Source organism: Stenotrophomonas sp. S39 (assembly GCF_016624665.1).
In the GTDB taxonomy this organism is placed as follows: domain Bacteria; phylum Pseudomonadota; class Gammaproteobacteria; order Xanthomonadales; family Xanthomonadaceae; genus Stenotrophomonas.
Genome location: NZ_JACVTT010000018.1, coordinates 41,473 through 54,224, shown reverse-complemented (window position 1 = coordinate 54,224; position 12,752 = coordinate 41,473). Strand labels below are relative to the sequence as shown.

Sequence of the window (12,752 nt, the reverse complement as noted above, 5' to 3'; positions counted from 1 at the left end):
GGGGGGCGTGAGCCGCATGGATGCGGCGACCGAGCCTCCATGGACGGGTTCACGGCGTCCCCCAGCCAACCCACCCTCCCGGCCAACCCTCAGTCCCCAGGCTTTCAGCACCCACCACGGAGGGGCTCCGCCGTTGGCCGACCCGGCCGAAGGCCCGCCCCCGCCGCGATACAATGGCACCCATGAACACCCCCCAGGACTCCAGCCTCGGTCGCGAGGTCAGTTACCCGTCGCAGTACGATCCCGGCCTGCTGTTTCCCATTCCCCGCATCGGGGCCCGCACCGAGATCGGTCTCGATGACGCCGCGCTGCCGTTCGTCGGCCACGACCGCTGGCATGCCTTCGAACTGAGCTGGCTCGACCCGCGCGGCAAGCCGCAGGTGGCCGTGGCCACCGTGCAGGTGCCCTGCACGTCGCCGCGCCTGATCGAATCGAAGTCGTTCAAGCTCTATCTGAACTCCCTCAACAGCACCCGCATGGAAAGCGCCGAGGCACTGCGCGAACGCCTGGTGGCCGATCTGTCGGCCTGCGCGGGCGCGCCGGTGCAGGTGCAGTTCGGCCTGCCGCAGCTTGTCGAGTCGCCGCTGGGCGAGTCCATCGATGGGCTGGACGTGGAGATCGACTGCTACGGCCCGCCGCAGGCCGATTATCTCGCTGCCGATGCCGGGCAGGTGGTGGAAGAGACGCTGGTCTCGGCGCTGCTGAAATCCAACTGCCCGGTCACCGGCCAGCCGGACTGGGCGACGGTCAGCCTGCGTTACCGCGGCCCGAAGATCGACCGTGCCGGCCTGCTGCGCTACCTGGTCAGCTACCGCGAGCATGCCGAGTTCCACGAGCAGTGCGTCGAGCGCATCTTCAGCGAGGTCTCCACGCGCTGCCAGCCGCAGTGGCTGGAAGTGGAAGCGCGCTACACCCGCCGTGGCGGCCTGGACATCAATCCGTGGCGCGCCAGCCACGGGATCGCCGCCCCGGCCGCGACCGTCCGCGAGCTGCGCCAGTAACCGCCGCAGGCGGTTACGGGTAGCGCCGGGCCACGCCCGGCGAGCGCAGCGGCCAGAGCAGAAGCCGCCGGCCAGCGGCCGGCGCTACCGTGGTTCGCAGACGGTTACGGGTCGTGCCGGCCGCTCTGGGCCCCGATTGTTCAGCCGCCCCCCGTGGCGGCTTCACATCTGCACCATCCCCATTTAACAACCATCATGTCACCGTGCCATCCACGTAGTCATGCAGACGGGAGTGTGTGGATGAGCACCGAGAAGAAGGCCGATTTCTCCGGCGTCACCGCCAGCGTCGACAGTACCGCCGAGCTGGTACCCAAGGCGGACTTCTCCGGCGTCACGTCATCGGTGGACAGCACCGCCGATGTGGTCAGTGTCGGCACGTACACCGTGCAGAAGGGCGATTCGCTGTCGAAGATCGCCAAGCAGCACCTGGGCGATGCCAATGCCTGGAAGAAGATCTTCGAGGCCAACCGTGATGTCCTCGACGACCCGGACAGGATTTTCCCGGGCCAGACCCTGAAGCTGCCGCCGAAATGACCGGCCCGCGCCCAGCGGCGCACGAAGGCCGTCCGACAATCCCTGGGAGGAATACCCGAATGATCAAGACCAACCCGCTTCATGCCGCCCTGATCGCCGCCCTGCTGGGCAGCGTTGCCCTGGTCGGTTGCAAGAAGAACGAAGAATCCACCAACAACAACGCCGCCCCGGCGGCGACGACCCCGGCCGAGCCGGCACCGGCACCCATGACCGGCGCGCCGCCGCCGATGGCTGAAGCCGCCGCGGTCGCCGTATCGGCCGTCACCGTGGGCAAGACCGCTGCCGCTGACAAGTCGGTGGCCCCGGCCGCACTGTTCGCGCCGAAGGACGATGTGATCGTCTCGGTGCGTACCGATGCCGCCGCGAACAACGTCACCGTCGGTGCCAAGTTGACCTTCCAGGATGGCCAGGTGGCCGGCGAGCAGAACGCTACGCTGAACGCTTCCGGTGCCGAGACGACCAACATCACCTTCAAGAACGCCAATGGCTGGCCGGCAGGCAAGTACCGCGCCGAAGTCATGGTCGACGGCAAGGCGGCCGGAACGCCGCAGGAGTTCGAGGTCAAGTAAGTCCCGCCGACTCTCTCCCGGTTGGACTCACGATGGGCGCAGCCGCGAGGCTGCGTCTTTTTTGTTTGTGGCTCCTGGGAAAGCTCCATCCACGCATGGCGTGGATCTACTGGCGGGCACGGCGGGCATGGTTGCATCCGATACCACGCAGCTGGATCACAGCGTTGCCGTGGTGCAGTACCGCAGCGTATGGGATGGCTTTGCCCCGCGCGGCTGAAAACGCGACAATGCAGGGGTTTCCCCGCCGCGCGCCCACCCTGACGGCGACGGGGGAAAGTGACACGGTTGCACGTGGCACGGCGCCTGCGCCGGCCTTCCCCTGAGAACCGCTACAGAGTCCAAGTCCCCCATGTCCAAGATCCTCTACACGCTGACCGACGAAGCACCGTTCCTGGCTACCCAGTCGCTGCTGCCGATCGTCGACGCCTACACCGCCACCGCCGGCATCGTGGTGGAAACCCGTGACATCTCGCTGTCCGGCCGCATCCTGTCGCTGTTCCCGGAACTGCTCAGCGACGCGCAGAAGGTCAGCGACGACCTGGCCGAGCTGGGCCAGCTGGCGACCACCCCGGACGCCAACATCATCAAGCTGCCGAACATCTCCGCCTCGGTGCCGCAGCTGAAGGCGGCCATCAAGGAACTGCAGGACCAGGGCTACCCGCTGCCGGATTACCCGGAAACCCCGGCCGACGACCAGCAGCGCGACTACAAGGCGCGCTACGACAAGGTCAAGGGCAGTGCGGTGAACCCGGTGCTGCGCGAAGGCAACTCCGACCGCCGCGCACCGCTGTCGGTGAAGAACTACGCACGCAAGCACCCGCACCGCATGGGCGCCTGGGCGGCCGACTCGAAGTCGCACGTCGCGCACATGGCTGCCGGTGATTTCTACGGCAGCGAGAAGTCGGCCACCGTGGCCAACGCCGGTTCGCTGAAGATCACCTTCCACGGCAAGGACGGCAGCGCCGTCGTGCTGAAGGAAAAGACCGCGGTCAAGGCCGGCGAGATCGTCGATGCCGCCGTGATGAGCCGCAAGGCACTGGCCGCCTTCATCGGCGAGCAGATCGCTGATGCCAAGGCCCAGGGCGTGCTGTTCTCGCTGCACCTGAAGGCGACCATGATGAAGGTCTCCGACCCGATCATGTTCGGCGTGGCCGTCAACGAGTTCTACAAGGACGTGCTGGCCAAGCATGCCGACGTGCTGAAGCAGGCCGGTTTCGATGCCAACAACGGCATCGGTGACCTGGCCGCGCGCCTGCCGTCGCTGCCCGAAGCCACCCGCGCCGCCATCGAAGCCGACCTGGCTGCCGAGTACGCGCAGCGTCCGGGCGTGGCCATGGTCAACTCGGACAAGGGCATCACCAACCTGCACGTGCCGAGCGACGTCATCGTCGACGCCTCGATGCCGGCGATGATCCGCGACTCCGGCAAGATGTGGAATGCCGAAGGCAAGCTGCAGGACACCAAGGCCGTCATCCCCGACCGCTGCTACGCTGGCGTCTACCAGGCCGTCATCGACGACTGCAAGGCCAACGGTGCCTTCAACCCGGCCACCATGGGCTCGGTGCCGAACGTCGGCCTGATGGCGCAGAAGGCCGAAGAGTACGGCTCGCACGACAAGACCTTCCAGATCTCTGCCGATGGCGTGGTCAAGGTCACCGACGAGGCCGGTACCGTGGTGTTCGAGCACGCCGTGGAAGCCGGTGACATCTGGCGCATGTGCCAGACCAAGGACGCGCCGATCCAGGACTGGGTGAAGCTGGCCGTCGAGCGCGCCCGCCTGAGCAGCACCCCGGCCGTGTTCTGGCTGGATGCCGCCCGCGCCCACGACGCGCAGGTCATCGCCAAGGTCGAGCAGTACCTGAAAGACCACGACACCAACGGCCTGGACATCCGCATCCTGCCGCCGGTGGAAGCGACCGCCTTCTCGCTGGACCGCATCCGCAAGGGTGAGGACACCATTTCGGTGACCGGCAACGTGCTGCGCGACTATCTGACCGACCTGTTCCCGATCATGGAACTGGGCACCAGCGCCAAGATGCTGTCGATCGTGCCGCTGATGGCCGGTGGTGGCCTGTTCGAGACCGGCGCCGGTGGTTCGGCCCCGAAGCACGTCCAGCAGTTCGTCGAAGAGGACTACCTGCGCTGGGATTCGCTGGGTGAATTCCTGGCCCTGGCCGCGTCGCTGGAACACCTGGGCAACCGCTACGACAACGCCGCTGCCCGCGTGCTGGCCAAGGCGCTGGACGAAGCCAACGGCCAGTTCCTGGACAATGACAAGTCGCCTTCGCGCAAGCTGGGTGGCATCGACAACCGCGGCAGCCACTTCTACATCGCGCTGTACTGGGCCCAGGCCCTGGCCGCGCAGGACGAAGACGCCGCAATGAAGGCCCGCTTCGCCCCGCTGGCCAAGGCACTGACCGACAACGAGCAGAAGATCGTCGACGAGCTGGCCGCGGTGCAGGGCAAGGCCGTGGACATCGGCGGCTACTACCGCCCGGACGTGGCCAAGGCCAGCAAGGCCATGCGCCCGAGCGCGACCTTCAACGCCGCGCTGGAGCAGCTGCGCGGCTGATCCATCGCCCGCAGCAGGTGACATCGAAACCCGCGCTCCGGCGCGGGTTTCTTTTTTCCTGTGGATCCGACCCCATTTCCCGGAACCGTCAATACGGCATGAAACTTGCCCACGATGGCCGTCGCAGAACGGATCAGTGCGTACCTGCGGTCGCCGTCGATCTGAGCAGTCGATCACGACGGCCGCGCGTGGCGATGCCCTAGCCTTGGCGACGCGAGACCGCCGGGGAGGCGGTCGCCCGGGGAACACGGATGGCACGCGTGCTGGTGGTGGGAACCGATCTGCAGGGCGAACAGGCCCTGCTGCAGCGGCTGCGCCTGGCCTCGGCCCTGCCCGATGGGCAGGTGTGCCGCAGCCAGGACCTGGACGACTGCGACCTGCTGGTGGTGCGCGATACGCCGGCGCTGCGCAATGCCGCGCTGCGCATGCGCGAGCAGCGGCCGCGCCTGCAGTGCTGGATCGAAGGCATCGGCGGCCAGCTGCGCGAGGGCCATGGCCGCCAGGACGTACTTGATGATGGAGCCATCGGCCGCGCGCTGCGTGGCATGCAGGGCAGCGCCGAACCCGCGCCGGTGCGCCTGGCCGACGGCGCCCATGCCATCACCCGCCTGCTGCGCGAGCGCCTGCCGCTGCGCCAGGGCCATGCACTGCTGGGCGAGAGCGGGCAGCCGTTGCTGCTGCTGGATCTGGAACAGGACCAGGCCGTACTCCTGCAGGAACCGGCCACCGTGCTGGTGGAACGCCTGGCCCAGGGCTTCGAACATCTCCATCTGGACGCGCTGACGCCGGCGCAGTTCCGGGCGCTGGCAGGCAACCGCGCGCGCCAGCCGTTGCGGCCGCTGCTGTGGCAATGGGCGCAGCGCAGCCGGCACTGGCACGCACTGGACGAGCGCCTGCGCGGTGCGGCGGTGAAGCTGCTGCGCTGGCCCGATTTCCGCGTGCTCGGCCATGACCACGATGGGTTCCGCCTGTGCTCGCTGCTGCTCAAGCGCGCGTGCACGGTGGACGAGTGCGCGGCGTTGCTGGAGCTGCCGCCGGCCGCCGTGCGTGATTTCATCCATGCCGCCTACCTGTGCGGCTACGCGCAGCTGCAGGCTGCCGCGCCGGTAGCTGCCGCGGCGCGGGGCAGCAGCGCCGACCATGGCCTGCTGGCACGCCTCTGGCGCAGCCTGCGCGGGAGCGAGCGCAATGCGTGAGCACAAGGTGGTGGTGCTTGGCGGCATGGGCAGTGGCAAGTCGACCCTGGTACGCAGCATCGCGGCCGGTGCGGTCATCGACACCGACGTCGCCAACAGCGACCGTGCGGGCGCGGACAAGGCCTCGACCACGGTCGCCCTGGATTACGCCGACATCGACCTGCCCAACGGTGAGCGCCTGCGCCTGTACGGCACGCCCGGCCAGCAGCGCTTCGACTTCCTGTGGCCGATCCTGCTGCAGGGTGCGCGTGGCGCGGTGCTGCTGCTGGATGCGCGCCGCGCCGGCGTCGCTGACGAACTGGATGCCTACCTGCAGGCGCTGCGGCCGTTTGCCGGCACGCTGGCGCTGGTGGTGGCGGTGACCCACCTGGACCAGGTGCCCGATGCGGAGCTGGACGACTGGGCCAGCCGTGCGTGCCTGGATGACCAGCCGCTGCCCCTGCTGCCCGTGGATGCGCGGGACCGCGCGCAGGGGCTGCTGCTGATGGATGTGCTGATGAGCGAAATGGAAGCACACGCACTGGTGGCCCTGCATGGCTGATGGACAGGTGGCGACGCTGCCCGATGCCGGCCAGCGCGAGCGCCTGCAGCCACTGCTGCAGGACCTGCAGCGGCGCGTGGAAGGGGTGCGCACGGTGGTGCTGGCCAGTGTCGATGGCTTCGCCCTGGTCAGTGCCGGTGCCGAAGGGCGCGGCGAGCGGCTGGCCGCGATGACCAGCGCGATGCTGGCCCTGGCGGCGGCGGTGGGTCGCGAACTGGCGCTGGGCGATCTGCAGACGCTGATGCTGGAAGCACTGGGCGGCAAGGTGCTGATGCTGGCGATCCAGGCCGAAGGCCGCGCGCCGCTGCTGCTGATGGCGGCCTGTGACCAGCGCAGCGTGATCGGCCAGGTGCTGTGGCAGAGCAGGGAATGTGGCCAGGCGATCCTGGCCGAACTCAGCGGATCGTGAGCCCGGCCGCAGGGGAACGAGGGGCTCGAACCAACACTGACAAGGGGATACGACGTGGCTGGACTGACCGAATCGCTGAATGCACTGATGGGTATCGACGGCGCGCAGGCCGTGGCGCTGGTCGACTACGAGAGCGGCATGCTGCTGGGTGAAGCCGGCGCGGGCATGGACATGGAAGTGGCCGCCGCAGGCAACACCGAAGTGATCCGCGCGAAGATGAAGACCGCCGCCTCGCTCAACCTCAATGACAGCATCGAGGACATCCTCATCTCGCTGGGCAAGGCGTACCACATCATGCGCCCGGTGGCGAAGAAGCGGGGCCTGTTCTTCTACATCGTGCTGGACCGCGCGAAGAGCAACCTCGCCCTGGCCCGGCGCAAGGTGCAGGACGTGGAATCCGAGCTGGCGATCTGAGCCACCGGCTCGGCTGCTTCTGCTCCGGCCTTTCGTAGAGTCGAGCTTGCTCGACTTCTGCCAGAAGCAGTCGAGCAAGCTCGACTCTACAGAAGCGAAGCAGCCGAGCATGGGCCCGGCTCTACACAACCCACCCCACGCCGGCGTATGGTGGATGCCCGTCTCCCTGCCGAGCCGTGCATGTCCCAGCCTGACATCGCCGCCGACCTGGCACCGCGCATCGCCGTGGCCATCCGCGATGGCTTCGAGGACTACCACGCCCGTTTTGCCGCGATCACGGCGCGGGCGCGGCTGCGCTTCGAGCAGCGCGACTGGACCGCCGCGCGGCAGGATGCGGTCGAGCGCATCGCCCTGTACGACCTGTGCATCGCCGAGCGCATGGACGCGCTGCGGCGCATGGCCGGCGATGCCATCGGCGTGCGCGCGCTGTGGCTGCAGGTGCACGCGCACTACAGCGCGCTGCTGCAGGGGCTGATCGACGCCGAGCTGTACAAGACCTTCTACAACACCTTGGCGCGGCGCCTGTTCGCGACCCGGGGCGTCGACCCGGCGCTGGAGTTCATCGCGTTCGACATCGAACCCTCCGATGCGATCACCCACCCGGTGGCGCGCCACACCTATGCGGTGTCGCCCACGCGCCCGGTGGAAGCGCTGCAGCGGGTGCTGGCCGACTACCGCTTCGACGTGCCGTATGCACACCAGCTGCGCTGCGCAGCGGCCATCGCCATCCGCCTGCAGGATGACCTCGCGCACTGGGGCGACACCCCGGTGCGCAGCATCGAGCTGCTCGACACCGTGTTCTACCGCGAACGCCGTGCCTACCTGGTCGGCCGTGTGTTCGGCGAACACCGCTTTTCGCCCTGCATCATCGCCCTGGTCAACGACGAACAGGGCCTGCGTGCCGACGCGGTGCTGACCCGCCGCCGTGACGTCGCCCATCTGTTCGGTGTCTCGCGCAGCTATTTCCAGGCCGGCCTGGCCACGGTCGGTGACGCGGTGGTGTTCCTGCGCAGCCTGCTGCCGGGCAAGCCCATCGACGAGATCTACACCGTGCTGGGCCGTGCCAAGCAGGGCAAGACCGAGCGCTACCGCACCTTCTTCCGCCACTTCAACGAACACCCGCACGAGCGCCTGGTGCACGCCGAGGGCACCCCGGGCATGGTCATGGCGGTGTTCACCCTGCCCAGCTACCCGCTGGTGTTCAAGCTGATCCGCGACCGCTTCGCCTGGCCCAAGGCAATGTCGCGGCAGCAGGTGGAAGAGAAGTACGCGCTGGTGTTCAACCTGGATCGCGTTGGCCGCCTGCTCGATGCACAGCCGTACCGTCACCTGCGGTTCCCGCGCGAGCGCTTCGCCCCGGCACTGCTGGACGAGCTGTTGCAGCAGTGCGCGCAGAGCGTGCGCGTGCAGGGCGATGAGATCGAGATCGCCCTGTGCTACGTGCAACGCCGTTTCCGTCCGCTGAACCTGTACCTGCGCGAGCAGGGCGCGCCGGCCGTGCGCGCGGCCGCGCTGGACTACGCGCAGGCGATCACCGACATGGCCCGCAACAACATTTTTCCCGGTGACATGCTGCCGAAGAACTTCGGTGTGTCACGGCATGGTCGCGCGGTGTTCTATGACTACGACGAGCTGTGCCTGGTCAGTGACTGCGTGTTCCGCGCCTGGCCGCAGCCGCGCACGCCGGAAGAAGCCCTTGCCGACGAGCCGTGGTTCCATGTCGGCCCGCGCGATGTGTTCCCCGAGCGCTTCGGGCCGTTCATGGGGCTGCCGGCGCAGGAGCTGGCCGCGGTACGCGAGCACTACCGCCACCTGTTCGATCCCGCTTGGTGGCAAGGCCTGCAGGCCCGCTTCGCCAGTGGCGATTACCCTGACACGCCACCGTATGCCGCCGATCATCGATTGGCCTGACCGACCCGGCCACTGGCCCTGCGGCGCGAAACTCGGTTAGGCTGGACCATCATTGCCAAGGATCCGGTACCGATGCGCTCATCCCTTTGTCTTGCCCTTGCCCTGGCGGTCGGCAGCGTTGCCGCCATCACCGCTTTTGATGCCCCTGCGCAGACCACGAAGGCGGTGCGCGCCACCGCCGAGGCCAGCATGGTGCTGACCGGCACCATCGAGGTGGCCACAGACGGCTCGGTCAGCAATCTCGTACTGGACCAGCGCGAGCGTTTGACGCCCACGATCGCTGGTTTCGTCGATGGCACCATCCGCAGCTGGCGCTTCGAACCGACCGTGCAGGACGGACGTGCGGTGTCGGTGACGGCACCGATCCGCGTGCGCCTGCTCGGCAAGCCTGCCGCTGACGGCACGATGGAAGTACGCATGACGGGCGTCAACTTCAACGTGTACAGCGACAAGGATACCGACACCGTGACGCGGCGCGAGATGGGGCCGCCGAGCTATCCGCAGCAGGCGTTCCGCAACGGCGTGCAGGGCGAGGTGGTGCTGCTGATCAGGGTGGACCGGAACGGCAATGCAGCCGACGTCGCCACCGAGCAGGTGAACCTGGGGGTCGTGGGGCCCGAGCGCTCCATGCGGCAGATGCGTGATCTGTTTGCCAATGCCAGCACCGCCGCCGCCCGCAAGTGGACCTTTGCACCGCCGACCACCGGCAAGGACAAGGACGCTGCCGAGTGGACGGTCCGTACGGTGGTCAGCTACACGATGAGTGACGGGCCGGGCGTCCAGCCAACGCCCTACGGCGTCTGGAAGCCCTTCATCCCGGGCCCGCGCCAGTCGGCGCCGTGGCGCCAGCAGGATGTCGCGCAGGAGGGTAGTGACCTGCTGCCGGCCGGCGGCGTGTACATGGTGGATGGTGCCAATCGTGGCCTGCGTCTGCTGACGGCACTGGCAAAGGACTGAGTCCCATCCGGTCCCTCGTGTTCCAGGGCTGCGTGGCATGCCGCGCGCTGGCAACGAGGGACCTGTCTTTCAAGCACAAGGAGTGAGTGTGATGCGATCTTCCCTTTTCCTGGCGCTGGCGCTGGCCCTCGGCGGCGGTGCCGCCTGCATCGGCAGCGCAGATGCGCAGAGCGTGCGCGAGGTGCGCAAGCAGATGGAGGCCAGCATGACGCTCAGCGGCGTCATCAACATCGGCCGCGAAGGCCAGGTCGAAGGCTTCCAGCTGGACCACCGTGACAAGGTGGCCGCCGACGTGGCGCGCCTGGTCGAGGGCACGGTCAACAGCTGGCGCTTCGAACCGGTGCTGGTCGACGGCAAGGCCGTGCGCGCGCGGACCGATGTCCGCCTGCGGCTGCTGGCGGACAGCCTGACCGGCACCACCATGCAGGTCCGCGTGGCCGATGCGAACTTCGGCCCGGTCGATGAAGAGAACACGCTGTCCAGCGACAACGTCAGGGCACTGAAGATGCGCCCGCCGGTCTACCCGGAACGGGCGGCGGCCATCCGCGGCCAGGGTGAGGTGACGCTGCTGGTCAAGGTCGGGCGCGATGGCAAGGTGGCCGACGTGGTTGCCGAGCGTACCAACCTGACCGTGGTGGCGCCGGAGCGCCAGATGCAGATGCTGCGCGACGTGCTGGCCAAGGCCAGCGTGAGTACTGCCCGCAGCTGGACGTTCAGCATTCCGACCACCGGCGAGTACAAGGACGACGAATTCTGGACCGTGCGCGTGCCGGTCAACTACGCCTTCGACGCCCGGTCGGAGCGTTACGGCCGCTGGTCGGCCTACATCCCGGGCCCGCGCCAGCAGGCACCGTGGAAGACCGGCGAAGACGAAAAGGCCACCGGTAGCGACCTGCTGCCCGAAGGCGGCGTCTACATGGTCGGCCGCAACGACGGCCCGCGCCTGCTGACCCCACTGGGCTGAGCGGCGCGGTGACGACAGCGCCGAGTATCGCCCGGCGCTTCCGTATGCAGGTCACTCCGCGTGCGGGTACACCACCACGCGGTTGCGGCCTTGTTCCTTGGCCAGGTACAGCGCCTTGTCGGCCAGCCGCAGCGCCTGTTCCACATCGGCATGGAACGTGGGGAAGTGGGCCACGCCCAGCGACACGGTGATGCTGCCGACCGGTGCGAACGGCTGCCCGGCAATCGCCTGGCGCAGGCGCTCGGCGGTCTGCTGCGCCGCCGTTACGCCGACGCCCGGCAGCAGCACCAGGAATTCCTCGCCGCCGGCGCGGCACAGCACGTCGGTTTCGCGCGAATGGCGGCGCATCTGCTCGGCGATATGGACGATGGCGGCATCGCCGACGTCGTGGCCGTGGCCGTCGTTGATCGACTTGAAGCGGTCGATATCCAGCGCCACGATCGCGAACGGCTGGCCCTGCGCCTGCAGCATCTCCAGCGCGTTCTGCAGCCCGCGGCGGTTCAGCAGCCCGGTCATCGGATCGGTGCGGCTGGCGCGGTTGAGGGTACCGATGCGGTCCTGCAGTGCGTTGAAGCTGTACAGCACCGCCTGCTTCAGCTGCGCCACTTCGAAGTACCACGCGCGGATGCCGGTGACGTGATTGATCGCATTGCCGGTGTCTTCGCCTTCCTGCACGTTGCGCGCCAGCTGCCACAGCGGCATCGAGATGCGCCGCGCGAACCACCAGGTGATCAGCAGCGACAGCACGCCCAGCGGGATCGCGTTCCAGATGACCGAGGACATCAGGCGCGACAGCGGCTGCAGGGTCGCCTCGGCCGGGCGCTGGGCGATGATGCCCCAGCCGGTGACCGGCACCGGGGCATAGCCGGACAGCTGGGCCACGCCATGGTTGTTGACCAGCTGCTGGCTGCCGGAACGACCGCCCATCACCGCCTTCACCGCCGCGTTGTCCAGCGCGTAGGTGCCCACTTCCTTCGGGTTGTTGTGGTAGATGATGCGGCCGTTGTGGTCGACCACGTACAGGTAGGACCCGTCGCGGTAGTAGTGCTTGCCCAGCAGCGTGTGCAGCGCGCTGCGCTGGCGCAGGTACAGCGTGCCGCTGACGTAGCCGAGGTAGGTGCCCTGGCGGTCGAATACCGGGTGCGACAGCGAGATCAGCAGCTTGCCGGTGGCCGATTGGTAGGGATCGCTGATCAACGGCTGGCGGCGCGCCAGTGCCTGGTTGCTGCCGAAGCTCTTGAGCACTTCGCCCTGCAGCTGCAGGGTCTGTGGTGAGGTGGCGATGACCAGGCCGCTGGCATTGACCACCAGCGAGGAGTTGAAGCTGCTGGACTGCAGCTGCAGGCGGCTGGCTTCGTCCTGCGCGTGGCCGGCATCCAGCCCGCTCTCGCCGAGCCGGGTGGCAGCGTAGGCCAGCTGCTGCTGCGCGGACAGCAGGAAGGTCTGCGTCGTTTCGGCCAGCTTGCTGGTGTAGACGCGGTTGGCTTCCAGGGTGTTGCCCACCAGTTGGTCGCGCTGCACGCGGTAGCTGGCCAGCAATGTGTTGCCGAGGGCGATGAGCGTACTCAGCAGGGCCAGCGCAAGAATCAGCTTGCCCAGGTTGAGGCGGTTGGAGATGGGTGGCATGCAGCGACTGCGCCCACTGCTGCGGCAACGCAGCCGGGCACGAACGGTGGGGGAGCCG

The 12,752-nt window shown here is 68.0% G+C and carries 12 protein-coding genes; 11 read left to right on the top strand and 1 reads right to left on the bottom strand.

Annotated features, from left to right (window positions below):
- The first annotated feature begins 182 nt into the window (after positions 1-182).
- The 11 genes from queF (at position 183) to IAE41_RS07165 (ending at position 11,068) form a co-directional block, all read left to right on the top strand.
- The gene (gene queF, locus IAE41_RS07215) at positions 183-1,001 is read left to right on the top strand and encodes an NADPH-dependent 7-cyano-7-deazaguanine reductase QueF (RefSeq protein WP_200732602.1); all 819 of its coding nucleotides are present in this window, start codon (positions 183-185) and stop codon (positions 999-1,001) included.
- A gap of 240 nt (positions 1,002-1,241) precedes the next feature.
- On the top strand, positions 1,242-1,535 hold the full coding sequence (locus IAE41_RS07210) for a LysM peptidoglycan-binding domain-containing protein (RefSeq protein WP_200732601.1): 294 nt from the start codon (positions 1,242-1,244) through the stop codon (positions 1,533-1,535).
- Between the two features lie 59 nt (positions 1,536-1,594).
- Positions 1,595-2,104 carry a hypothetical protein gene (locus tag IAE41_RS07205; RefSeq protein ID WP_200732600.1) on the top strand — a complete coding sequence of 170 codons (510 nt, stop codon included), beginning with the start codon at positions 1,595-1,597 and terminating at the stop codon, positions 2,102-2,104.
- Positions 2,105-2,453: 349 nt separating this feature from the next.
- Positions 2,454-4,676 (top strand): NADP-dependent isocitrate dehydrogenase, encoded by a 2,223-nt coding sequence (locus IAE41_RS07200; RefSeq protein WP_200732599.1) that lies wholly within the window; start codon positions 2,454-2,456, stop codon positions 4,674-4,676.
- A gap of 251 nt (positions 4,677-4,927) precedes the next feature.
- A complete protein-coding gene (locus IAE41_RS07195; protein ID WP_200732598.1) occupies positions 4,928-5,872 on the top strand; it encodes a hypothetical protein in 945 nt (314 codons plus the stop codon).
- A complete protein-coding gene (locus IAE41_RS07190) occupies positions 5,865-6,413 on the top strand; it encodes an ATP/GTP-binding protein (protein WP_200732597.1) in 549 nt (182 codons plus the stop codon). The genes IAE41_RS07195 and IAE41_RS07190 overlap by 8 nt, the downstream gene beginning before the upstream one ends.
- The gene (locus IAE41_RS07185; protein ID WP_079223819.1) at positions 6,406-6,822 is read left to right on the top strand and encodes a roadblock/LC7 domain-containing protein; all 417 of its coding nucleotides are present in this window, start codon (positions 6,406-6,408) and stop codon (positions 6,820-6,822) included. The genes IAE41_RS07190 and IAE41_RS07185 overlap by 8 nt, the downstream gene beginning before the upstream one ends.
- Before the next feature lie 54 nt (positions 6,823-6,876).
- Positions 6,877-7,236, top strand: a complete 360-nt coding sequence (locus IAE41_RS07180; protein ID WP_079223818.1) for a hypothetical protein — start codon at positions 6,877-6,879, stop codon at positions 7,234-7,236.
- A gap of 180 nt (positions 7,237-7,416) precedes the next feature.
- Positions 7,417-9,147, top strand: a complete 1,731-nt coding sequence (gene aceK / locus IAE41_RS07175) for a bifunctional isocitrate dehydrogenase kinase/phosphatase (RefSeq protein WP_200732596.1) — start codon at positions 7,417-7,419, stop codon at positions 9,145-9,147.
- Between the two features lie 72 nt (positions 9,148-9,219).
- The gene (locus IAE41_RS07170) at positions 9,220-10,104 is read left to right on the top strand and encodes an energy transducer TonB (RefSeq protein WP_200732595.1); all 885 of its coding nucleotides are present in this window, start codon (positions 9,220-9,222) and stop codon (positions 10,102-10,104) included.
- A gap of 91 nt (positions 10,105-10,195) precedes the next feature.
- The gene (locus IAE41_RS07165; RefSeq protein ID WP_234458358.1) at positions 10,196-11,068 is read left to right on the top strand and encodes an energy transducer TonB; all 873 of its coding nucleotides are present in this window, start codon (positions 10,196-10,198) and stop codon (positions 11,066-11,068) included.
- Positions 11,069-11,119: 51 nt separating this feature from the next.
- Here IAE41_RS07165 and IAE41_RS07160 read toward each other — a convergent pair whose 3' ends face one another.
- Entirely contained in the window at positions 11,120-12,694 is a 1,575-nt protein-coding gene (locus IAE41_RS07160; RefSeq protein WP_200732593.1) for a sensor domain-containing diguanylate cyclase, read from the bottom strand.
- Positions 12,695-12,752: the final 58 nt, after the last annotated feature.

What these genes read in the sequence shown, in the direction of transcription:
- queF (WP_200732602.1), top strand. Translation starts at nt 183, where the DNA reads ATGAACACCCCCCAGGACTCCAGCCTCGGTCGCGAGGTCAGTTACCCG.
- IAE41_RS07210 (WP_200732601.1), top strand. Translation starts at nt 1,242, where the DNA reads ATGAGCACCGAGAAGAAGGCCGATTTCTCCGGCGTCACCGCCAGCGTC.
- IAE41_RS07205 (WP_200732600.1), top strand. Translation starts at nt 1,595, where the DNA reads ATGATCAAGACCAACCCGCTTCATGCCGCCCTGATCGCCGCCCTGCTG.
- IAE41_RS07200 (WP_200732599.1), top strand. Translation starts at nt 2,454, where the DNA reads ATGTCCAAGATCCTCTACACGCTGACCGACGAAGCACCGTTCCTGGCT.
- IAE41_RS07195 (WP_200732598.1), top strand. Translation starts at nt 4,928, where the DNA reads ATGGCACGCGTGCTGGTGGTGGGAACCGATCTGCAGGGCGAACAGGCC.
- IAE41_RS07190 (WP_200732597.1), top strand. Translation starts at nt 5,865, where the DNA reads ATGCGTGAGCACAAGGTGGTGGTGCTTGGCGGCATGGGCAGTGGCAAG.
- IAE41_RS07185 (WP_079223819.1), top strand. Translation starts at nt 6,406, where the DNA reads ATGGCTGATGGACAGGTGGCGACGCTGCCCGATGCCGGCCAGCGCGAG.
- aceK (WP_200732596.1), top strand. Translation starts at nt 7,417, where the DNA reads ATGTCCCAGCCTGACATCGCCGCCGACCTGGCACCGCGCATCGCCGTG.
- IAE41_RS07170 (WP_200732595.1), top strand. Translation starts at nt 9,220, where the DNA reads ATGCGCTCATCCCTTTGTCTTGCCCTTGCCCTGGCGGTCGGCAGCGTT.
- IAE41_RS07165 (WP_234458358.1), top strand. Translation starts at nt 10,196, where the DNA reads ATGCGATCTTCCCTTTTCCTGGCGCTGGCGCTGGCCCTCGGCGGCGGT.
- IAE41_RS07160 (WP_200732593.1), bottom strand. Translation starts at nt 12,694, where the DNA reads ATGCCACCCATCTCCAACCGCCTCAACCTGGGCAAGCTGATTCTTGCG.